Origin of the sequence: Pseudomonas sp. NCHU5216 (genome assembly GCF_052156495.1) — a bacterium.
Lineage (GTDB): Bacteria > Pseudomonadota > Gammaproteobacteria > Pseudomonadales > Pseudomonadaceae > Aquipseudomonas.
This window is the reverse complement of record NZ_JBQLIX010000003.1, coordinates 152,869-174,169: the sequence shown is the minus strand read 5'-3', so window position 1 is coordinate 174,169 and position 21,301 is coordinate 152,869. Positions and strand designations below refer to the sequence as shown.

The 21,301-nt window shown below is 62.8% G+C and carries 19 protein-coding genes and 1 pseudogene; 16 read left to right on the top strand and 4 right to left on the bottom strand.

Annotated features, from left to right (window positions below; all coding sequences use genetic code 11):
- The first annotated feature begins 8 nt into the window (after positions 1-8).
- From ACSVIK_RS03895 to ACSVIK_RS03880, 4 genes are read left to right on the top strand one after another with little or no spacing between them, the layout of a single operon-like run.
- Positions 9-599 (top strand): DUF1287 domain-containing protein, encoded by a 591-nt coding sequence (locus ACSVIK_RS03895; RefSeq protein ID WP_442443058.1) that lies wholly within the window; start codon positions 9-11, stop codon positions 597-599.
- A complete protein-coding gene (locus ACSVIK_RS03890) occupies positions 596-1,030 on the top strand; it encodes a thiol-disulfide oxidoreductase DCC family protein (RefSeq protein ID WP_442443057.1) in 435 nt (144 codons plus the stop codon). The genes ACSVIK_RS03895 and ACSVIK_RS03890 overlap by 4 nt, the downstream gene beginning before the upstream one ends.
- Positions 1,023-1,430, top strand: coding sequence for a DoxX-like family protein (locus tag ACSVIK_RS03885; RefSeq protein WP_442443056.1), 408 nt, complete (start codon positions 1,023-1,025; stop codon positions 1,428-1,430). The genes ACSVIK_RS03890 and ACSVIK_RS03885 overlap by 8 nt, the downstream gene beginning before the upstream one ends.
- Before the next feature lie 8 nt (positions 1,431-1,438).
- The gene (locus ACSVIK_RS03880; RefSeq protein WP_442443055.1) at positions 1,439-3,202 is read left to right on the top strand and encodes an ABC transporter transmembrane domain-containing protein; all 1,764 of its coding nucleotides are present in this window, start codon (positions 1,439-1,441) and stop codon (positions 3,200-3,202) included.
- Here the strand turns inward: ACSVIK_RS03880 and rhtA are convergent, their stop codons facing one another.
- From rhtA to ACSVIK_RS03865, 3 genes are all read right to left on the bottom strand, one after another.
- On the bottom strand, positions 3,203-4,054 hold the full coding sequence (gene rhtA / locus ACSVIK_RS03875; RefSeq protein ID WP_442443054.1) for a threonine/homoserine exporter RhtA: 852 nt from the start codon (positions 4,052-4,054) through the stop codon (positions 3,203-3,205). It lies immediately after the preceding gene.
- Between the two features lie 263 nt (positions 4,055-4,317).
- A complete protein-coding gene (gene ppnP, locus ACSVIK_RS03870; protein WP_442443053.1) occupies positions 4,318-4,599 on the bottom strand; it encodes a pyrimidine/purine nucleoside phosphorylase in 282 nt (93 codons plus the stop codon).
- A 117-nt stretch (positions 4,600-4,716) separates the two neighbouring features.
- Positions 4,717-5,265, bottom strand: coding sequence for an exonuclease domain-containing protein (locus tag ACSVIK_RS03865; protein WP_442443052.1), 549 nt, complete (start codon positions 5,263-5,265; stop codon positions 4,717-4,719).
- Positions 5,266-5,550: 285 nt separating this feature from the next.
- Between ACSVIK_RS03865 and ACSVIK_RS03860 the strand changes: the two are divergent.
- Together ACSVIK_RS03860 and ACSVIK_RS03855 are read left to right on the top strand one after the other, a co-directional pair.
- Positions 5,551-5,802: pseudogene (locus ACSVIK_RS03860) on the top strand (YkgJ family cysteine cluster protein); the annotation flags it as partial.
- A 59-nt stretch (positions 5,803-5,861) separates the two neighbouring features.
- A complete protein-coding gene (locus ACSVIK_RS03855; RefSeq protein ID WP_442443051.1) occupies positions 5,862-6,467 on the top strand; it encodes an START domain-containing protein in 606 nt (201 codons plus the stop codon).
- A gap of 49 nt (positions 6,468-6,516) precedes the next feature.
- On the opposite strand, the gene gltA is transcribed toward ACSVIK_RS03855, so the two are convergent.
- Positions 6,517-7,797 carry a citrate synthase gene (gltA, locus tag ACSVIK_RS03850; RefSeq protein ID WP_442443050.1) on the bottom strand — a complete coding sequence of 427 codons (1,281 nt, stop codon included), beginning with the start codon at positions 7,795-7,797 and terminating at the stop codon, positions 6,517-6,519.
- Between the two features lie 361 nt (positions 7,798-8,158).
- On the opposite strand from gltA, the gene sdhC reads away from it, so the two are divergent.
- The 10 genes from sdhC to brnQ all read left to right on the top strand — a co-directional run bounded on the left by sdhC (position 8,159) and on the right by brnQ (position 21,259).
- Entirely contained in the window at positions 8,159-8,533 is a 375-nt protein-coding gene (sdhC, locus tag ACSVIK_RS03845) for a succinate dehydrogenase, cytochrome b556 subunit (RefSeq protein ID WP_003240853.1), read from the top strand.
- The gene (gene sdhD, locus ACSVIK_RS03840) at positions 8,527-8,895 is read left to right on the top strand and encodes a succinate dehydrogenase, hydrophobic membrane anchor protein (RefSeq protein ID WP_442443049.1); all 369 of its coding nucleotides are present in this window, start codon (positions 8,527-8,529) and stop codon (positions 8,893-8,895) included. Before sdhC ends, sdhD begins: the two co-directional genes overlap by 7 nt.
- Before the next feature lie 3 nt (positions 8,896-8,898).
- Positions 8,899-10,671, top strand: a complete 1,773-nt coding sequence (sdhA, locus tag ACSVIK_RS03835; protein WP_442443048.1) for a succinate dehydrogenase flavoprotein subunit — start codon at positions 8,899-8,901, stop codon at positions 10,669-10,671.
- Positions 10,672-10,682: 11 nt separating this feature from the next.
- A complete protein-coding gene (locus ACSVIK_RS03830; protein WP_442443047.1) occupies positions 10,683-11,390 on the top strand; it encodes a succinate dehydrogenase iron-sulfur subunit in 708 nt (235 codons plus the stop codon).
- A 250-nt stretch (positions 11,391-11,640) separates the two neighbouring features.
- A complete protein-coding gene (locus ACSVIK_RS03825) occupies positions 11,641-14,472 on the top strand; it encodes a 2-oxoglutarate dehydrogenase E1 component (RefSeq protein ID WP_442443046.1) in 2,832 nt (943 codons plus the stop codon).
- A gap of 65 nt (positions 14,473-14,537) precedes the next feature.
- Positions 14,538-15,779 carry a 2-oxoglutarate dehydrogenase complex dihydrolipoyllysine-residue succinyltransferase gene (gene odhB, locus ACSVIK_RS03820; RefSeq protein WP_442443045.1) on the top strand — a complete coding sequence of 414 codons (1,242 nt, stop codon included), beginning with the start codon at positions 14,538-14,540 and terminating at the stop codon, positions 15,777-15,779.
- 91 nt (positions 15,780-15,870) lie between these two features.
- On the top strand, positions 15,871-17,307 hold the full coding sequence (gene lpdA / locus ACSVIK_RS03815) for a dihydrolipoyl dehydrogenase (RefSeq protein WP_442443044.1): 1,437 nt from the start codon (positions 15,871-15,873) through the stop codon (positions 17,305-17,307).
- A 238-nt stretch (positions 17,308-17,545) separates the two neighbouring features.
- Positions 17,546-18,712, top strand: coding sequence for an ADP-forming succinate--CoA ligase subunit beta (gene sucC / locus ACSVIK_RS03810; RefSeq protein WP_268177728.1), 1,167 nt, complete (start codon positions 17,546-17,548; stop codon positions 18,710-18,712).
- Positions 18,712-19,599, top strand: a complete 888-nt coding sequence (gene sucD, locus ACSVIK_RS03805) for a succinate--CoA ligase subunit alpha (protein ID WP_003240843.1) — start codon at positions 18,712-18,714, stop codon at positions 19,597-19,599. The genes sucC and sucD overlap by 1 nt, the downstream gene beginning before the upstream one ends.
- 346 nt (positions 19,600-19,945) lie before the next feature.
- Positions 19,946-21,259, top strand: a complete 1,314-nt coding sequence (gene brnQ, locus ACSVIK_RS03800) for a branched-chain amino acid transport system II carrier protein (RefSeq protein ID WP_442443043.1) — start codon at positions 19,946-19,948, stop codon at positions 21,257-21,259.
- The last annotated feature ends 42 nt before the right edge of the window (positions 21,260-21,301 follow it).

Sequence of the window (21,301 nt, the reverse complement as noted above, 5' to 3'; positions counted from 1 at the left end):
AGGTCGCGGTGCGGATCATCGTCGCTACGCTGCTATGCCTGCTGGCATTCGCTGCGCAGGCCATCGAGGCAGACAGACTGGCGCTGGATGCCCGCAAGCAGATTGGCGTGACCTTGGGCTATGACCCGGCCTATCGCCGCTTGAGCTATCCGGGCGGCGACGTACCCATGGCCACCGGCGTCTGTACCGACGTGGTGATCCGTGCGCTGCGCCAGCAGGGGCTGGATCTGCAAGAGGCGGTGCACCGCGACATGCACGACAACTTCGCGGCCTATCCGAAGCACTGGGGCCTGAGCCGCCCGGACAGCAATATCGATCACCGCCGCGTGCCCAACCTGATGACCTGGTTTTCGCGTCAGGGCTGGTCGTTGCCGATCAGCCAGGACGCGGCAGCCTACCGCCCCGGCGATATCGTCACCTGGGATCTGGGCCGTGGTCTGACCCATATCGGCATCGTCAGTGATCGTCGTGCTGCAAACGACGCGCCGCTGGTGCTGCACAACATCGGCCGGGGAACGCAGGAGGAGGACATTCTGTTCGCCTATCGCATTACCGGCCACTACCGCCCCCTGGCGCAACAGGCGAGTGCCACACGATGACGGAAGCGTCGCTACCACCCGGCCTCTCTGCTGGTGAGCGTGTCGTGCTGTTCGATGGCGTCTGCAAGCTGTGCAATGGCTGGGCGAAATTCCTTATCCGCCATGACCGGCAGCGTCTGTTCCGCCTGGCCTCGGTGCAGTCGCCGCAGGGGCAGGCGTTGCTGGCCTGGTACGGTTTACCCACTGATCACTTCGACACCATGGCGTTGATCGACGAGCAGGGCCTGCATCTTCGCTCCACGGCCTTGCTGCGCATTCTTGCCCACTTGCCTCAGCCTTGGCGGGCGTTGGCCTGGCTGCGCCTGATTCCGCGCTCGCTGCGCGATTGGTGCTATGACCGTATCGCCCTGAACCGCTACCGCCTGTTCGGTCGCCATGAGGTCTGCCTGCTGCCCAGCGCCGACCACGCCGAGCGCTTTCTGCATGACTGAGCAGCGTCTGGTACGGATTGCCTGGCTCGCTCGCCTGGCGCTGGCAGCGGTATTCCTCTGGCATGGCCTGGTGCCGAAGATCCTCTGGCTCAGCCCTGACGAGGTGGCGATGATTGGTGCCCATGGTTTGCCGGATCAGCCCTGGTTCGCGCCGGGGCTGATCGCCGCTGTCGGGGGGGCTGCCGAGATCCTGCTGGGCATCGTGTTGCTCACCGTGCGCCGCCAGCGCTGGCCGTTGCTGGTGGCTGGCGTGGCATTGTTGGTGCTGCTGCTTGATGTCGCACTATTGAGTCCCCATCTGTTGCTTCAGGCGTTCAATCCGCTCTCGACCAACCTGGCTGCCCTGGCGCTGTGTGCCGTGGCCTGGCTGGCGGAAGCCCCCTCGACTGCTGACTCCTGAGACCTGCCATGACATCGATGCTTTCTTCCCGCCAGCGTGGCGCCATACGCCTGGCCTGGCGTTTCATCGCGCCCTATCGCGGGCGGGTGCTGGGGGCTTTGCTGGCGCTGATGTTCACGGCGGCCATTACCCTGTCCATGGGCCAGGGCCTCAAGCTGCTGGTGGATCAGGGCCTGGCCACGCAGTCGCCGGAGGCGCTGCGCCATTCCCTGGGGTTGTTCTTCGTGCTGGTGCTGGCGCTGGCCGCGGGCACCTATATGCGTTTCTACCTGGTGTCCTGGATCGGCGAGCGGGTAGTGGCCGATATCCGCCGGCGCGTGTTCGATCATCTGATCGAGCTGCACCCGGGCTTCTACGAAAGCAACCGCAGTTCGGAAATTCAGTCGCGGCTGACCGCCGACACGACGCTGTTGCAATCGGTGATCGGCTCGTCGCTGTCAATGGCGCTACGCAACCTGATCATGCTCATCGGCGGCAGCGTGCTGCTGGTGGTCACCAACCCCAAGCTCAGCGGTATCGTGCTGCTGGCCTTGCCGCTGGTGGTGGCGCCTATCCTGCTGTTCGGTCGCCGCGTACGCGCGTTGTCACGGCAGAGCCAGGATCGCGTGGCCGATGTCGGCAGCTATGTCGGGGAGGTGCTGGGGCAGATCAAGACGGTGCAGGCCTACAACCATCAGGACGAGGACAAGCGCCGCTTCGCCACGTCCGTCGAGGCGGCGTTCGAGGTGGCGCGCAAGCGCATCGCCCAGCGCTCCTGGCTGATCACCGTGGTCATCGTGCTGGTACTGGGCGCCGTTGGCGTGATGCTCTGGGTCGGCGGTATGGACGTGATCGCCGGGCGTATCTCCGGCGGTGAGCTGGCGGCCTTCGTCTTCTATGCCCTGATCGTCGGCTCGTCCTTCGGCACCTTGAGTGAGGTGATCGGCGAGCTGCAGCGCGCCGCAGGCGCCGCCGAACGCATCGCCGAGCTGTTGCGCGCCGGCAATGCCATAGTCGCGCCACAGCAGCCGCAACCCCTGCCGCAGCCGGTGCAGGGGCGCATCGAGTTGCAGGGCGTGCGCTTCGCCTATCCGTCGCGCTCGGACAGCTACGCCATCGATGGCATCGACCTGCAGGTGGTGGCGGGGGAAACCCTGGCGCTGGTGGGGCCGTCCGGGGCCGGCAAGTCCACACTGTTCGACCTGCTGCTGCGCTTCTTCGACCCGCAGACCGGGCGCATTCTGGTGGACGGCGTGGCCATCGATCAGCTCGACCCCGATGCACTGCGTAGCTGCTTCGCCCTGGTGTCGCAGAATCCGGCGTTGTTCTTCGGTTCGGTCGAGGACAATATCCGCTATGGCCGCCTCGATGCCAGCCAGGCCGAGGTGGAGGCTGCCGCGCGGGCGGCGCACGCCCATGAGTTCATCCAGCGCCTGCCGCAGGGCTACCAGACTCACCTGGGCGAGGCTGGCCTGGGGCTTTCCGGTGGGCAACGTCAACGCCTGGCGATTGCCCGCGCGTTGCTTGCCGATGCGCCGATCCTGCTGCTCGACGAAGCCACCAGTGCGCTGGATGCCGAGAGTGAACACCTGATCCAGCAGGCACTGCCGTCGCTGATGGCCGGGCGTACCACGCTGGTGATCGCTCACCGTCTGGCCACGGTCAAGCAGGCGGATCGTATCGCGGTGATCGAGCAGGGACGCCTGGCGGCCATTGGCACTCATGCCGAGCTGATCGAGAGCAGCCCGCTGTATGCGCGCCTGGCCGAGCTGCAGTTCGGCCAGAAGGCCTGATCAGCGCTGGGGGCGAATGGTGGCGGCGGCGCCGGCCGAGGCAAGGATGATGGCGCCGACGGCCAGCCACTGACCCCAGAGCAGCTTCTCGCCGAGAAACGCCAGGCCGCAGAGGGCGGCGATGGCGGGCTCCATACTCATCAGCACACTGAAGGTGCGCGCTGGCAGGCGGGTCAATGCGACCATTTCCAGGCTGTAGGGCAGGGCAGAGGAAAGCACCGCCACGCCCAGGGCGATGGGCAGCAGATCGACGTTGAGCAGGTCGCTGCCGGCACGCCAGGCGCCGATGGGCAGCACCAGCAGCACTGCGACCCAGGTGCCCAGGGCGACGGTATGCCGGCCATGCTGGGCGCCGGCCTTCTGCCCGAAGATGATGTACAGCGACCAGCACGCGCCGGCGGCCAGGGCCAGCGCTGCGCCCAGCGGGTCGATGGCGCTCTGCGTGGCGCCGGTCGGCAGCAGCATCCACAGGCCGACGATGGCCAGGATCACCCAGACGAAATCCAGCGGACGACGTGAGGAAAACAGCGCCAGAGCCAGTGGCCCGGTGAACTCCAGGGCCACGGCGATGCCCAGCGGAATGCGCTGCAGCGACATGTAGAACAGCAGGTTCATGCCGCCCAGAGACAGGCCATAGGCGACCAGGGCCTGGCACTTGCGCAGATCCAGCTTGGCCCGCCAGGGCTGCATCACCAGTGACAGAATGATCGCGCCAAGCAGCAGGCGCAGGGTCGTGGTGCCTTCGGCACCCACCAGGGGGAACAGATGCTTGGCCAGGGAGGCGCCGCTCTGGATCGAGACCATGGCCACCACCAGCAGGGCGATAGGGGCGAAGAGGGCGGTGCGGGGCATGGAAGCTGTCCTTGGCGGGTCAATGAGTGTCAGACGTAGGGTGCGCCGCGCGCACCGAAACTGTAATGCTGATAAGAAAAAAACCGGCCGCTGGGGCCGGTTCTTCGTGGCGCCTTGGGCTGCCAGGCTTTTGAAAAACGTAGGCGAGGCAGGCAAGACAAGGCAAAAACGACCGAAAAAGCGGAGTTTACGAGCTGTAAATGAGCATTTTGAGGTCGTTTTTAACGCGGGATTGCCAACGCAGGTAGTTTTTCAACGGCCTGTTAGCGGTATTCGCAGAGATAGGCGGTGTCCACGGCCACCTTCAGCTGGAACTTGCTATTGGCCGGCACGGTGAACTGGCTGCCCGCGGCGAAGGTTTCCCAGCTCTCGCTGCCCGGCAGCTTGACGGTCAGGGCACCGGCGACGACGTGCATGACCTCCAGTTGACTGGTGCCGAATTCGTATTCGCCAGGCGCCATCACACCGATGGTGGCCGGGCCTTCAGCCATGGTGAAGCCGATGGATTTGACGGTGCCGTCGAAGTACTCGTTGACCTTGAACATCTGCGATTCCTCGGAAAGGGGGCGAAAGGGGCCAGGCAATCGACAGCAGCGCTGACGCACCGCTCGCCGCTGGGCTGAAAAGGCCCGACAGTATGCCCAAGCGCTCTGGTGTCGTCATCACCCTTTGAGGGGCAGTACCAGAGGCAGCAGGCGCGCCGTGTTGCGTGCATCCATCAAGGCGCGGTGCTGTTGCCCCTGAAACTGCAGGCCGGACAACTGCAGGGCCTGGTTCAGGCCGACCGGGCGCGACAGTTGCCGGGCCTTGGCGAACGCCTGCTTGAGGTTCAGGTGCGGCGTGGCGCCGAGCAGGCTGTGCAGCCCATGTTGTTGCCATTCGTGCAGCAATTGCCGGCGATCGTAGTCGCCCCAGCTGCCCCAGCCAACCAGACGTGGCGCATGCTGGCCGAGCCAGCGCTCGAATTGCGCCCAGACCTGCGGCAGCGAGGTGGCGGCATCGATGTCGCTCTGGTTGATATGGGTGAGCTGACGGCAGAAGTCGGTCAGGCAGGGTCGGCGCTGTGGGTGCACGAAACGCTGGAAATGGTCGCATTCGTGGCCAGCGGCGGTTACCAGGCTGGCACCGATCTCGATGATTTCCATTTCTTCCAGTGGCCAGCCACCCTCATCGGTGGTGGCTTCCAGGTCGATGACCAGCCAGTGTCCCATTGGCGCTCCTTAGCGGTTTGGGCCGTGCGTCGCGGTACGCCAGTATGGAAAAGCTTTCTACTGCCGGCAAACGGCGTATCGGCTCTGGCGCCTGTGTATCAGAGGGGCATTCGTGGCGAAGGTTGCATGCCCGGCTTCGCTGCAGCGCGCCATCCGATGGCTGGCCCGCTGCCGCCGCTCGCTTGCGCAGCGTCAGGCTGAGCAACACGCGGGCGACTCTCCCATCGGATCGCAGCAGGCGCTACTATCGCCGCCGTCGATCTGTCTGCCGAGGGTTCTTTTCCCGTGAACTGCCGTGCCGGCTGCGGTGCCTGCTGCATCGCGCCATCCATCAGCTCGCCGATTCCCGGTATGCCCGCAGGCAAGCCGGCCGGCGTGCGTTGCATTCATCTGTCCGCCGAGCATCTGTGCGCCCTGTTCGGGCGCGCCGAACGCCCGGCGGTATGTGGCGGCTTCAAACCCGACGAAGCGGTGTGCGGCGACAGCCGTGAAGCTGCGATCCGCCTGCTGGGCTGGCTCGAGCAAGCCACCGCCTCGCCCCATGAACTCGTGTCGGCGTGCGCGGGTCGAAACGAAAACAGCATTCAGGAGTGGTCATGAGCAAGTCCCGTATCGCATTGCTGGCCGTGTTGATCTGCGCCTCGGGCGTTCAGGCTGCCGAGCGAAAATGGCAGCTGGAGCGTGAGGAGGAGGGCATCAAGGTCTATCTGGCCGATGTGCCGGGCTCCAAGTACAAGGCTTATCGTGGCGTGGTGACCATCGATGCCGATCTGCCCAAGGTGCTGGCCCTGCAGGAAGATATCCCGGGTGCCTGTGCCTGGGTCTACAGCTGCCAGGAGCAACGTTTGTTGCAACGTGAAGGCGACAAGAGCTGGCTGTACACCCAATTCAAGATGCCCTGGCCGGTAGAGGCGCGCGACTCGGTGATCGAGGTGACGACGCGCAAGGAAGCCGACGGCAGCGTGACGCGCATGCTCGAAGGTGACCCAGGGCGTTTGCCCAAGGTAAAGGGCTACGTGCGTGTACCCAGCCTGGAGGGGGAATGGCTGCTCAAGCCGGAAGGCGAGCATCGGGTGGAAGTGATCTACGAAGCCCATACCGAGCCGGGTGGCAGTGTGCCGTCCTGGCTGGCCAACAGCTTCGTGGTCGATGCGCCGTTGCAGACGCTCAAGGCCCTACGGGCCAAGGCGGAGGCAAAGTAGTACAAATGAAAAGGGCTGCCATTGGCAGCCCTTTTTCTTTCAGCGGCGATCAGCCCCGGTCGTCGGGCAGGTCGCGCTTGGTATGGCCAGTGTAGAGCTGGCGCGGACGGCCGATCTTGTACGGGCCGGAGAGCATTTCCTTCCAGTGCGAGATCCAGCCGACGGTGCGTGCCAGGGCGAAGATCACGGTGAACATGGAGGTGGGAATACCGATGGCCTTGAGGATGATGCCCGAGTAGAAGTCCACGTTCGGGTAGAGGTTGCGCTCCTTGAAGTAAGGATCGTTGCGCGCGATCTCTTCCAGCTTCATCGCCAGTTCCAGTTGCGGGTCGTTGATGCCCAGCTCGGCCAGGACTTCGTCGCAGGTCTGCTTCATGACCTTGGCGCGCGGGTCGAAGTTCTTGTACACGCGGTGGCCGAAGCCCATCAGTTTGAACGGATCGTCCTTGTCCTTGGCCTTGGCCACGAACTTGTCGATGTTCTCCACGCTGCCGATCTCGTCGAGCATGGTCAGCACCGCTTCGTTGGCGCCGCCGTGTGCCGGGCCCCAGAGGGCGGCGATGCCGGCGGCGATACAGGCGAAGGGGTTGGCGCCCGAGGAGCCGGCCAGACGTACGGTGGAGGTGGAAGCGTTCTGTTCGTGGTCGGCGTGGAGGATGAAGATCTTGTCCATCGCCTTGGCCAGCACCGGGCTGATCGGTTTGATCTCGGCCGGGGTGTTGAACATCATGTGCAGGAAGTTTTCCGCGTAATTGAGGTCATTGCGCGGGTACATCATGGGCTGGCCCATGGAGTACTTGTAGGCCATGGCGGCGATGGTCGGCATCTTGGCGACCAGGCGCATGGCGGAGACTTCACGGTGCTGCGGGTTCTTGATGTCCAGCGAGTCGTGATAGAAGGCGGACAGGGCGCCGACCACGCCGCACATGATGGCCATGGGGTGAGCATCACGGCGGAAGCCGTTGAAGAAGGTCTTGAGTTGCTCGTGCACCATGGTGTGGTTCTTGATGGTGCTGACGAACTGGGCTTTCTGCGCCTGGGTAGGCAGTTCGCCGTTGAGCAGCAGGTAGCAGGTTTCCAGGTAGTCGGATTTCTCGGCAAGCTGTTCGATCGGATAGCCGCGATGCAACAAAATGCCTTTTTCACCGTCGATGTAGGTGATCTTCGACTCGCAGGAGGCGGTGGCCATGAAGCCGGGATCGAAGGTGAAGCGGCCCGTGGAGGTCAGCCCTCGCACGTCGATTACGTCGGGACCAACGGTGCCGGTCAGAACAGGCAGGTCTACGGGGGCATCGCCCTCGATGATCAACTGCGCTTTTTTGTCAGCCATGTGTGGCCTCCTAGTTATGCTTGAAATCATCAGACAGCCCCCCACGCAGGGCCCGCACCACTATAGTGGGATAAATCCGAATGTCAATTTGCGAAAACCCCGTCGCAGAAGGCTTCTGGCGCGGTTTTCAACGAAAAAAGCGGGCTATTTACGCCATTTGTACGAAGGCTGCAATGCGCTTTTTGGGGGAGGGCATTGCATTGTCATTAGTCTGCTAACTGTCTATACTCTGCGCCCGACCGTCAGGGGCTTTAGGGCCATATAATGGCGGTCGTCACTCCTTGGGTGATGGGTACCTGACCAGTGCACTTCCCAACAACTTTGCCCTGATAGTTAGGGGCTCTCAGTGTGATAAAAAGCCGTGAATAGCCAACGACCTGTAAACCTAGACCTTAGGACTATCAAGCTCCCGATCACCGCTTACACGTCCATTCTTCACCGTATCTCCGGTGTCATCCTCTTCGTCGGTATCGCCATTCTGCTGTTCGGCCTCGACAAGTCGCTGACCTCCGAAGAGGGCTTCGCCCAGGTGAAGGAATGCCTGACCAGCCCGCTGGCCAAGTTCGTGATCTGGGGTCTGTTGTCCGCTCTGCTGTACCACCTGGTGGCCGGTGTGCGCCATCTGATCATGGACATGGGCATCGGTGAGACGCTGGAAGGCGGCAAGCTGGGCTCGAAAATCGTCATCGCCGTCGCGGCGATCGTGATCGTGCTGCTGGGGGTGTGGATATGGTAACTAACGTCACGAATTTCTCGCGTTCGGGCCTCTATGACTGGATGGCGCAGCGCGTTTCTGCAGTCGTTCTCGCGGCTTATACGCTGTTTTTGCTGGGCTATGTGATCTGCAATCCGGGCATGGGTTACGCCGAATGGCACGGCCTGTTCTCGCATACCGCAATGCGCATCTTCAGCCTGCTGGCACTGGTTGCACTGAGCGTGCACGCCTGGGTTGGCATGTGGACCATCTCCACTGACTACCTGACGCCGATGGCGCTGGGCAAGTCGGCGACCGTGGTGCGTTTCCTGTTCCAGGCCGCGTGTGGCATCGCCATGTTCGCGTTTTTCGTCTGGGGCGTGCAGATTCTGTGGGGTTTCTGATTCATGGCTAGCATCCGTACTCTTTCCTATGACGCCATCATCGTAGGTGGCGGCGGCGCCGGCATGCGTGCTGCGCTGCAACTGGCTCAGGGCGGTCACAAGACTGCCGTGGTCACCAAGGTGTTCCCGACTCGTTCGCACACCGTTTCCGCTCAGGGTGGCATCACCTGCGCCATCGCTTCGGCCGACCCGAACGACGATTGGCGCTGGCACATGTACGACACCGTCAAGGGCTCCGACTACATCGGTGACCAGGACGCCATCGAATACATGTGCTCCGTTGGCCCGGAAGCCGTGTTCGAGCTCGAGCACATGGGCCTGCCGTTCTCCCGTACCGAACAGGGCCGCATCTATCAGCGTCCGTTCGGTGGTCAGTCCAAGGGGCCGGACAATCCGACTCAGGCTGCCCGTACCTGCGCCGCTGCCGACCGTACCGGTCACGCGCTGCTGCACACCCTGTACCAGGCCAACCTGAAGGCTGGCACCTCGTTCCTCAATGAGTGGTACGCCGTTGACCTGGTGAAGAACCAGGACGGCGCCATCGTCGGCATCATCGCCATCTGCATCGAGACCGGCGAAACCGTCTACATCCGCTCCAAGGCCGTGGTTCTGGCCACTGGCGGTGCCGGTCGTATCTACGCCTCCACCACCAACGCCCTGATCAACACCGGTGACGGCGTGGGCATGGCCCTGCGTGCCGGCGTGCCGGTGCAGGACATCGAGATGTGGCAGTTCCACCCGACCGGCATCGCCGGCGCTGGTGTACTGGTCACCGAAGGTTGCCGTGGTGAGGGTGGTTACCTGATCAACGCCCATGGTGAGCGCTTCATGGAGCGTTACGCGCCGAACGCCAAAGACCTGGCCGGCCGTGACGTGGTTGCCCGCTCCATGGTCAAGGAAGTCATCGCCGGCAACGGTGTTGGCCCGAACAAGGATCACGTACTGCTCAAGCTCGATCACCTCGGTGAAGAAGTGCTGCACAGCCGCCTGCCGGGCATCTGCGAACTGTCCAAGACCTTCGCGCACGTCGACCCGGTGGTCGCGCCGATTCCGGTCATCCCGACCTGCCACTACATGATGGGCGGCGTTGCCACCAACATTCATGGCCAGGCCATCACTCAGGATGCCAGCGGCAAGGACACCATCATCGAAGGCCTGTTCGCCGTGGGCGAAGTGGCCTGCGTATCGGTGCACGGTGCCAACCGCCTGGGCGGCAACTCGCTGCTCGACCTGGTGGTGTTCGGTCGCGCCGCTGGCCTGCACCTGGAAAAAGCGCTGAAAGAAGGCGTGGAAGTCCGTGGTGCCAGCGAAACCGACATCGAGCAGTCGCTCGCTCGCCTGGCTGGCGTCAACGAGCGCAGCACCGGTGAAGAAGTGGCTCCGCTCAAGCGTGAGCTGCAACAGTGCATGCAAAACTACTTCGGCGTGTTCCGCACTGGCGAGTACATGCAGAAGGGCATCCAACAACTGGCCGACCTGCGCGAGCGTATCGCCAAGGTGAAGATCTCCGACAAGAGCCAGGCGTTCAACACTGCGCGTATCGAGGCGCTGGAACTGCAAAACCTGCTCGAAGTCGCCGAAGCGACTGCTGTGGCTGCCGAGGCTCGCAAAGAGTCCCGCGGTGCGCACGCTCGCGAAGACTTCGAGGAGCGCGACGATCAGAACTGGCTGTGCCATTCGCTCTACTTCCCGGGCGAGAAGCGCGTAGCCAAGCGTGACGTGAACTTCGCGCCGAAGACCGTTCCGGCATTTGAACCCAAGGTTCGGACTTATTAAGGGTGACCGATATGTTGCAAGTCAGTGTTTATCGCTACAACCCGGAGAAGGACGCTGCGCCCTTCATGCAGGACTTCCAGGTTGATACCGGCGGCAAGGACATCATGGTTCTCGACGTGCTGGCGCTGATCAAGGAGCAGGACGAGGGGTTCTCCTATCGTCGCTCCTGCCGCGAAGGCGTGTGCGGCTCCGACGGCATGAACATCAACGGCAAGAACGGCCTGGCCTGTATCACGCCGATCTCCGCTGCTGGCCTCAAGGGCGGCAAGCTGGTGATTCGTCCGCTGCCGGGCCTGCCGGTGATTCGTGACCTGGTCGTCGATATGAGCATCTTCTACAAGCAGTACGAGAAGGTGCAGCCGTTCCTGCAGAACGATACTCCGGCTCCGGCCATCGAGCGTCTGCAGAGCCCGGAAGACCGCGAGAAGCTCGATGGGCTGTACGAGTGCATTCTGTGCGCGTGCTGCTCCACCAGCTGCCCGTCGTTCTGGTGGAACCCGGACAAGTTCCTCGGTCCCGCTGCGCTGCTGCAGGCCTATCGTTTCCTGGCCGACAGCCGTGACACCAAGACCGCTGACCGTCTGGCGTCGCTGGATGATCCGTTCAGCGTGTTCCGCTGCCGTGGCATCATGAACTGCGTGAACGTGTGCCCCAAGGGCCTGAACCCGACCAAGGCCATCGGTCACGTGCGTAACATGCTGCTGCAGAGCGGCACCTGATGCGCAAATCGCTGTACCCGTAGCACCTGCAGTACCGGCTTCGGCCGGTATTGCAGCAAAAGCCGGAATCACAGCCCAAAAAGCCGTGATTCACATTTGAAAAACATGACGACCAGCAGGGGCATCCGGGCTGGTACCCGGACTATCTGCGGGAACCCAAGTGGCTTTATCCGAGTCGCAGCAACATGACTTTGATTGGAGCCATGCGGTATTCACGCCGGTGGTGTCCCCTTACCGAGGGTGACCAAGCATGCAAGAAAGCGTGATGCAGCGCATGTGGGAAAGCGCCCACCTATCCGGTGGTAACGCTGCCTACGTGGAAGAGCTCTATGAGCTCTACCTGCACGATCCCAACGCTGTGCCAGAAGAGTGGCGCACTTACTTCCAGAAACTGCCGACCGATGGCAGCGGTACCACGGACGTATCGCACTCGACCATCCGTGATCATTTCGTTCTGCTCGCCAAGAATTCGCGCCGTGCTCAGCCGGTTTCCGCCGGGGCTGTGAGCAGCGAGCACGAAAAGAAGCAGGTGGAAGTGCTGCGCCTGATCCAGGCCTATCGCATGCGTGGTCATCAGGCAGCTCAGCTCGACCCGCTGGGGCTGTGGGAGCGCACTGCGCCCTCCGACCTGTCGATCAATCACTATGGTCTGACCGACGCCGATCTGGACACCACCTTCCGCACCGGCGAGCTGTACATCGGCAAGGAAGAAGCAACGCTACGCGAAATTCGCGATGCGCTGCAGCAGACATATTGTCGCACCATCGGTGCCGAGTTCACCCACATCGTCGATTCCGGCCAGCGCAACTGGTTCGCCCAGCGTCTGGAGAGCGTGCGCGGTCGTCCGCAGTTCTCGCCCGAGCTGCGCGGCCACATCCTCGAGCGCGTGACCGCTGCCGAAGGCCTGGAGAAGTACCTGGGCACCAAGTACCCGGGCACCAAGCGTTTCGGCCTCGAAGGCGGTGAAAGCCTGATCCCGATGATGGATGAGATCATCCAGCGCTCAGGCTCCTATGGCACCAAGGAAATCGTCATCGGCATGGCCCACCGTGGCCGCCTCAACGTGCTGGTCAACACCCTGGGCAAGAACCCGCGTGATCTGTTCGACGAGTTCGAGGGCAAGAAGACCGAAGGCCTGTCCTCCGGTGACGTGAAGTACCACCAGGGCTTCTCCTCCAACGTCATGACCCAGGGCGGCGAAGTGCACCTGGCGCTGGCGTTCAACCCCTCGCACCTGGAGATCGTTTCTCCGGTGGTCGAGGGTTCTGTGCGTGCCCGTCAGGATCGTCGCAGCGACGCCACTGGCGACAAGGTACTGCCGATCTCCATTCACGGTGATGCCGCTTTCGCAGGGCAGGGCGTGGTCATGGAGACCTTCCAGATGTCGCAGACCCGTGGTTACAAGACGGGCGGCACCATCCACATCGTGATCAACAACCAGGTCGGCTTCACCACCAGCAGCCCGCTGGACGCGCGCTCCACCGAGTACGCCACCGACGTGGCCAAGATGATCCAGGCGCCGATCTTCCATGTGAACGGCGACGACCCGGAAGCCGTGGTGTTCGTCACCCAGTTGGCGGTCGACTACCGCATGCAGTACAAGCGTGACGTGGTCATCGACCTGGTCTGCTACCGCCGCCGTGGCCACAACGAGGCCGACGAGCCGAGCGGCACCCAGCCGCTGATGTACCAGCAGATCGCCAAGCAGCGCACCACCCGTGAGCTGTATGCCGAGGCCCTGGTCAGCGCTGGCGTTCAGACCAGTGAAGAGGTTCAGGCCAAGGTCGACGACTACCGTACTGCGCTGGACAACGGCCAGCATGTGGTCAAGAGCCTGGTCAAGGAGCCGAACAAGGAGCTGTTCGTCGACTGGCGCCCCTACCTGGGCCATGCCTGGACCGCGCGTCACGACACCCGTTTCGACCTCAAGACCCTGCAGGATCTGTCCGCCAAGCTGCTGGAGATACCAGAAGGCTTCGTGGTGCAGCGTCAGGTCTCGAAGATTCTCGAAGATCGTCAGAAGATGGGCGCCGGTGGCCTGCCGATCAACTGGGGCTTCGCCGAGACCATGGCTTACGCCACCCTGCTGTTCGAGGGCCATCCGATCCGCATGACCGGCCAGGACATCGGCCGTGGCACCTTCTCGCACCGTCACGCGGTGCTGCATAACCAGAAGGACGCTGCCGCCTACGTTCCGCTGAAGAATCTGTACGACGGTCAGCCCAAGTTCGAGCTGTACGATTCCTACCTCTCCGAGGAAGCGGTACTGGCGTTCGAGTACGGTTATGCCACCACCACGCCGAATGCGCTGGTGATCTGGGAAGCCCAGTTCGGTGACTTCGCCAACGGCGCTCAGGTGGTGTTCGACCAGTTCATCTCCAGCGGTGAAACCAAGTGGGGCCGTCTCTGTGGCCTGACCATGCTGCTGCCGCATGGCTATGAAGGCCAGGGCCCCGAGCACAGCTCGGCGCGCCTGGAGCGTTACCTGCAACTGTGCGCCGAGCACAACATGCAGGTCTGCGTACCGACCACGCCGGCTCAGGTCTACCACATGCTGCGTCGCCAGGTGATCCGCCCGCTGCGCAAGCCGCTGGTGGTGCTCACGCCGAAGTCGTTGCTGCGTCACAAGCTGGCCGTGTCGACCCTGGAAGAACTGGCCGAAGGCTCCTTCCAGACCGTGATCGGCGAGATCGATGCACTGGATCCGAAGAAGGTCGAGCGCATGGTGCTGTGCAGCGGCAAGGTCTATTACGACCTGCTGGAGAAGCGTCGTGCCGAAGGTCGCGAAGACATCGCCATCGTGCGTATCGAGCAGCTCTATCCGTTCCCGGAAGAAGATCTGACCGAGGCCCTGGCGCCGTACAAGAACCTCAAGCACGTGGTCTGGTGCCAGGAAGAGCCCATGAACCAGGGCGCCTGGTACTGCAGCCAGCACCATATGCGTCGTGTCATCACCGCGCACAAGAGAACCCTGTTCCTCGAGTACGCCGGCCGTGACGCTTCGGCAGCCCCCGCTTGCGGTTACGCGTCGATGCACGCCGAGCAGCAGGAAAAACTGCTGCAGGACGCCTTTACTGTTTAACGCCTTCATCCGGGAGGTGGCAGGTGCCACCTCCCGGCCAAACCGAATTTAAGGAAACACACACAATGGCTATCGAGATCAAAGCCCCAACCTTCCCGGAATCGGTTGCCGACGGCACCGTCGCTACCTGGCACAAGAAGCCGGGTGATGCGGTCAAACGTGATGAGCTGATCGTCGACATCGAAACCGACAAGGTGGTGATCGAAGTCCTGGCCGAGGCCGACGGCGTTCTGGCCGAGATCATCAAGAACGAAGGCGACACCGTTCTCTCCAACGAGCTGCTGGGCAAGCTCAACGAAGGTGAGGCTGGCGCTTCCGCTCCGGCGGCCAAATCGGAGGAGTCGAGCAAGGCCGCCGAGCCGGCTGCAGAGGCCGCTCCGGCTGCCGCTTCCGGTGACGACGCCATCCTCTCGCCGGCCGCGCGCAAGCTGGCCGAAGAGAACGGCATCGACCCGAACAGCATCGCCGGCACCGGTAAGGGTGGCCGCGTGACCAAGGAAGACGTGGTCGCCGCCGTCGAAGCGAAGAAGAAGGCCCCGGCCGCTGCCGCCAAGCCTGCTGCTGCCCCGGCCGCTGCCGCCGCTCCGGTAGTCGCCACTGGCGATCGCACCGAGAAGCGTGTGCCGATGACCCGCCTACGCGCCAAGATCGCCGAGCGTCTGGTCGAGGCTCAGTCCTCCATGGCCATGCTGACCACCTTCAACGAAGTGGACATGACCGAAGTCATGGCCCTGCGCTCGAAGTACAAGGAGCTGTTCGAGAAGTCCCACAATGGCGTGCGCCTGGGCTTCATGTCGTTCTTCGTCAAGGCTTGCACCGAGGCGCTGAAGCGCTTCCCGGCGGTCAACGCCTCCATCGACGGCAACGACATCGTTTACCATGGTTATGCCGATGTCGGCGTCGCCGTGTCCAGCGACCGTGGCCTGGTGGTGCCGGTACTGCGCAACGCTGAGCTGATGAGCCTGGCCGAGATCGAGAACGGCATCGCCACCTTCGGCAAGAAGGCCCGTGACGGCAAGCTGTCCATCGAAGAAATGACCGGCGGCACCTTCACCATCACCAATGGTGGTACTTTCGGTTCGATGATGTCGACCCCGATCGTCAACCCGCCGCAGGCCGCCATCCTGGGTATGCACAACATCATTCAGCGTCCCATGGCGATCAACGGTCAGGTGGTGATCCGTCCGATGATGTACCTGGCGCTGTCTTACGACCATCGCCTGATCGATGGTAAGGAAGCCGTGACCTTCCTGGTGACCATCAAGAACCTGCTCGAAGATCCGGCTCGCCTGCTGCTGGACATCTAAAAATCAGCGGCAAGCTGCAAGTTCCAAGCTGCAAGTTGCTCAGCTTCGACTTGTGGCTTGCCGCTTGACGCTTGAGGCTTAGGAGAAAGTTATGACCCAGAAATTCGACGTGGTAGTCATCGGCGCTGGCCCAGGTGGCTACGTAGCGGCCATCAAGGCTGCACAACTTGGTCTGAAGACCGCCTGCATCGAGAAGTATCAGGGCAAGGACGGCAAGATCGCCCTCGGTGGTACCTGCCTGAACGTCGGCTGCATCCCCTCCAAGGCGCTGCTGGACAGCTCCTGGAAGTACCACGAAGCGAAAGAAGGCTTTGCCGTTCACGGTATCGAAGCCAAAGGCGTGAGCATTGACGTGCCGGCGATGATCGGGCGCAAGGCCACCATCGTTAAGAACCTGACCGGCGGCATCGGCGCGCTGTTCAAGGCTAACGGCGTGACCCTGCTGGAAGGCCACGGCAAGCTGCTGGCCGGCAAGCAGGTGGAAGTCACCGGCACCGACGGCAAGACCCAGGTGGTCGAAGGCGCCCACGTGATCATCGCTTCCGGTTCCAAGCCGGTCGAGATCCCGCCGGCCCCGGTCGACCAGGACGTGATCGTCGACTCCACCGGCGCCCTGGAATTCCAGGCCGTACCGAAGAAGCTGGGCGTGATCGGCGCTGGCGTCATCGGTCTGGAGCTGGGCTCGGTATGGGCTCGCCTGGGCTCGGAAGTCACCGTACTGGAAGCCATGGACAAGTTCCTTGCCGCTGCCGACGAGCAGATCGCCAAGGAAGCCCAGAAGACCCTGACCAAGCAGGGCCTGGACATCCGCCTGGGCGCTCGTGTGACCGCTACCGAAGTCAAGAAGAAGCAGGTGACCGTCACCTTCACCGACGCCAATGGCGAACAGAAGATGGTGTTCGACAAGCTGATCGTGGCCGTGGGCCGTCGCCCGGTGACCACCGATCTGCTGGCTGCCGACAGCGGTGTGGATCTGGACGAGCGTGGTTACATCTACGTCAACGACCAGTGCGAAACCAGCGTTCCGGGCGTCTACGCCATCGGTGACGTGGTGCGTGGCGCCATGCTCGCGCACAAGGCCTCGGAAGAGGGCGTGATGGTGGCTGAGCGCATCGCCGGTCACAAGGCACAGATCAACTACGATCTGATCCCGTCGGTGATCTACACCCACCCGGAAATCGCCTGGGTCGGCAAGACCGAGCAGCAACTGAAAGGCGAGGGCGTGGCCATCAACATCGGTACCTTCCCGTTCGCGGCCAGTGGTCGTGCCATGGCGGCCAACGACACCACCGGTCTGGTCAAGGTCATCGCCGATGCCAACACCGACCGCGTGCTGGGCGTTCACGTGATCGGCCCGAGCGCGGCCGAGCTGGTACAGCAGGGCGCGATCGGCATGGAATTCGGCACCAGTGCCGAAGACCTGGGCATGATGGTCTTCTCCCACCCGACCCTGTCCGAGGCGCTGCACGAAGCCGCCCTGGCAGTGAACGGTGGCGCCATCCATATCGCCAACCGCAAGAAGCGCTAAGCGTGACAGTGGCCGACAGGTTCGGCCACTTCGAGTTTCGTGCAGGGTCATCGACAGATGAGGCTTTTCGCCCCGTCATCCTGTCGGCCCTGCAATGCAGAACCACGTCGGAAGGCCCGCAGCCGGTTGCTCAACCTGTTGCGGAATGCCCGGCGGACTGCTTAGGCAGTCACAGGTGGCGCGGTATCACAAGTACAGCGCCGAATGCGCAATACCTAAACGAAGACGGTAGACAAGCATGAATCTTCACGAGTATCAGGGTAAGCAGCTGTTCGCTGAATACGGCCTGCCTGTATCCAAGGGCTTCGCGGTGGACACCCCGGAAGAAGCCGCAGAGGCCTGCGAAAAAATCGGCGGCAGCGAGTGGGTCGTCAAGGCTCAGGTCCACGCTGGTGGCCGCGGCAAGGCCGGTGGCGTAAAGCTGGTCAAGAGCAAGGACGACGCCAAGGCGTTCGCCGCCAACTGGCTGGGCAAGCGTCTGGTGACCTACCAGACTGACGCCAATGGTCAGCCGGTCAGCAAAATCCTGGTCGAATCCTGCACCGACATCGCCAAGGAACTGTACCTGGGCGCGGTCGTCGATCGTTCCAGCCGTCGCATCGTGTTCATGGCCTCCACCGAAGGTGGCGTGGACATCGAGAAAGTGGCTCACGAAACCCCTGAGAAGATCCTCAAGGCCACCATCGATCCGCTGGTTGGCGCTCAGCCCTACCAGGGTCGCGAGCTGGCGTTCCAGCTGGGCCTGGAAGGTGATCAGATCAAGCAGTTCACCCACATCTTCGTCAACCTGGCCAAGCTGTTCCAGGACTACGACCTGGCCCTGCTGGAAGTGAACCCGCTGGTGATCAAGGCCGACGGCAACCTGCACTGCCTGGACGCCAAGATCAACATCGACTCCAACGCCATGTACCGTCAGCCCAAGCTGCGCGCCATGCACGACCCGTCCCAGGACGACGCTCGTGAAGCCCATGCGCAGAAGTGGGAGCTGAACTACGTCGCGCTGGAAGGCAACATCGGCTGCATGGTCAACGGTGCTGGCCTGGCCATGGGCACCATGGACATCGTCAACCTGCACGGCGGCAAGCCGGCCAACTTCCTCGACGTTGGCGGCGGTGCGACCAAGGAGCGCGTGACCGAAGCGTTCAAGATCATCCTGTCCGACAGCAACGTGGCTGCCGTTCTGGTGAACATCTTCGGCGGCATCGTGCGTTGCGACATGATTGCCGAAGGCATCATCGGCGCCGTGAAAGAAGTCGGCGTGAAAGTCCCGGTCGTCGTCCGTCTGGAAGGCAACAACGCTGAGCTGGGCGCCAAGGTCCTGGCCGAAAGCGGTCTGAACATCATCGCGGCAACCAGCCTGACCGACGCTGCCCAGCAGGTCGTCAAGGCCGCGGAGGGTAAGTAATGAGCATCCTGATCAACAAAGACACCAAGGTCATCTGCCAGGGCTTCACCGGCTCGCAGGGCACCTTCCACAGCGAACAAGCCATCGCCTACGGCACCAAGATGGTTGGCGGCGTGACCCCCGGCAAGGGCGGTTCCACTCACCTGGGCCTGCCGGTGTTCAACACCGTCAAGGAAGCCGTTGAAGCCACTGGCGCTGAAGCGTCGGTGATCTACGTTCCGGCTCCGTTCTGCAAGGACTCGATCCTGGAAGCGGCCAACGGCGGCATCAAGCTGATCGTGTGCATCACCGAAGGCATTCCGACCATCGACATGCTGGAAGCCAAGGTCAAGTGCGACGAGCTGGGCGTACGCCTGATCGGCCCGAACTGCCCGGGCGTGATCACTCCCGGCGAGTGCAAGATCGGCATCATGCCGGGTCACATCCACCTGCCAGGCAAAGTCGGCATCGTGTCCCGTTCCGGCACCCTGACCTATGAAGCCGTGAAGCAGACCACCGACGCCGGCTTCGGCCAGTCCACCTGCGTGGGCATCGGCGGTGACCCCATCCCGGGTTCCAACTTCATCGACATCCTCAAGCTGTTCCAGGAAGACCCGAAAACCGAAGCCATCGTCATGATCGGTGAAATCGGTGGTTCGGCCGAGGAAGAAGCGGCGGCCTTCATCAAGGCCAACGTCACCAAGCCTGTAGTTTCCTACATCGCTGGTGTGACCGCTCCGCCCGGCAAGCGTATGGGCCACGCTGGCGCCATCATCTCCGGCGGCAAAGGCACTGCGGACGAGAAGTTCGCCGCCCTGCAGGACGCCGGTGTGAAAACCGTGCGTTCCCTGGCTGACATCGGCAAGGCCCTGGCCGAGCTGACCGGCTGGGAAGTCAAGAACGCCTAAGCGTTCTTGGCGGATCGAGAGAGGCCACCTTCGGGTGGCCTTTTTCATTTTGCGCGAGCTGCCAGACCATGAGGCTGGGGAAGGTACATGGGGCAGGGCAGCCGTATGTGGAGCTCTGCAACTATCACGCATGCGACAGCGAGTTACGGCACTTCGACAGCTTTGCCCCATCCTCAGCTGCTGTAGGGCCGTTTTCGTTACCATGGCCTGCTAACCCTGTCCGTGGCGCCACAAGCGCCGGGCGACGCTCCCAGTGGTTCGAGCCAAACGCTCGAGCGACGTTTCCCTTGATCCCTGAAGGAAACCTGCGCGACTTTCTGAATTCCTGCCTGTGGTATTTCTCTCTATGACTCGTTTGAAAGGCCTGGATGTCCTGGCCCTTGGTTTCATGACTTTTGCGCTGTTTCTTGGCGCCGGCAACATCATCTTCCCGCCCAGCGCCGGATTGGCCGCAGGGGCCAATCTGCTGCCTGCCGCCCTGGGCTTTCTGCTGACGGGCGTGGGCCTGCCGTTGCTCACCGTGGTGGCGCTGGCTCGTGTCGGCGGTGGCATGGACAACCTGACCGCGCCGCTGGGCAAGGTGGCCGGCTCGCTGCTGGCGGTCGCCGTGTACCTGGCCATCGGCCCGCTGTTCGCCACCCCGCGCACCGCCGTGGTGTCTTTCGAGATGGGCGTGGCACCTTTCACGGGTGACGAGGCGCTGCCTCTGGCGCTCTACACCCTGGCTTACTTTGCCGTGGTGCTGTTCCTTTCCCTCAATCCAGGGCGCCTGGTGGATCGCATCGGCAAATTCATCACCCCGGTGCTGCTCAGCGCCTTGCTGGTGCTCGGCGGTGCGGCACTGTTCGCGCCGGCCGGCGAGATCGGCGTGGTCAGCGCCAGCTATCGCGAAGCGCCGCTGGTGCAAGGCTTCCTGCAGGGTTACCTGACCATGGATACCCTGGGCGCGCTGGTGTTCGGTATCGTCATCGCCAGCGCCATTCGTGATCGCGGTGTCAGCGACAGTGCTCTGGTGACGCGCTACTCGATGATCGCCGGGGTGATCGCGGCCATTGGTCTGTCGCTGGTGTATCTGGCGCTGTTCTACCTCGGCGCCACCAGCCAGGGCATAGCCGGTGACGCGGAGAACGGCGTGCAGGTGCTGACCACCTACGTCAATCACACCTTCGGCACCACTGGCAATCTGCTGCTGGCCGTGGTCATCACCCTGGCCTGCATGACCACGGCGGTGGGGCTGCTGACGGCCTGTGGCGAGTTCTTCAGCAAGCTGCTGCCGGTTTCCTATCGCCTGGTGGTGGTCGTTTTCGGTCTGTTCAGCCTGCTCGTGGCGAACCAGGGACTGACCCAGCTGATCAGCTTCTCCATCCCGGTGCTGGTGGGCTTGTATCCGCTGGCCATCGTGCTGATCGCCCTGAGCCTGGCCAACCGTCTGTGGTGTTCGCAGACGCTGGTGTTCGTGCCGGTGATGGCGGTGACGCTGATCTTCGGTGTGGCCGACGGCCTGGCCGCATCGGCCTTTGCTGAGCATGTGCCGGCCTGGTTCGGCCAGTTGCCGCTGGCCGGGCAGAGCCTGGGCTGGCTGGTGCCGGTGCTGGTCACCCTGGTAGTGGTCGCCTTGCTCGACCGCATCCTTGGCAGCCGGCAGACCAGCGCCGCCTGAATCGACGAAACGCCGCGAAATCGCGGCGTTTCTCTTTGCCTT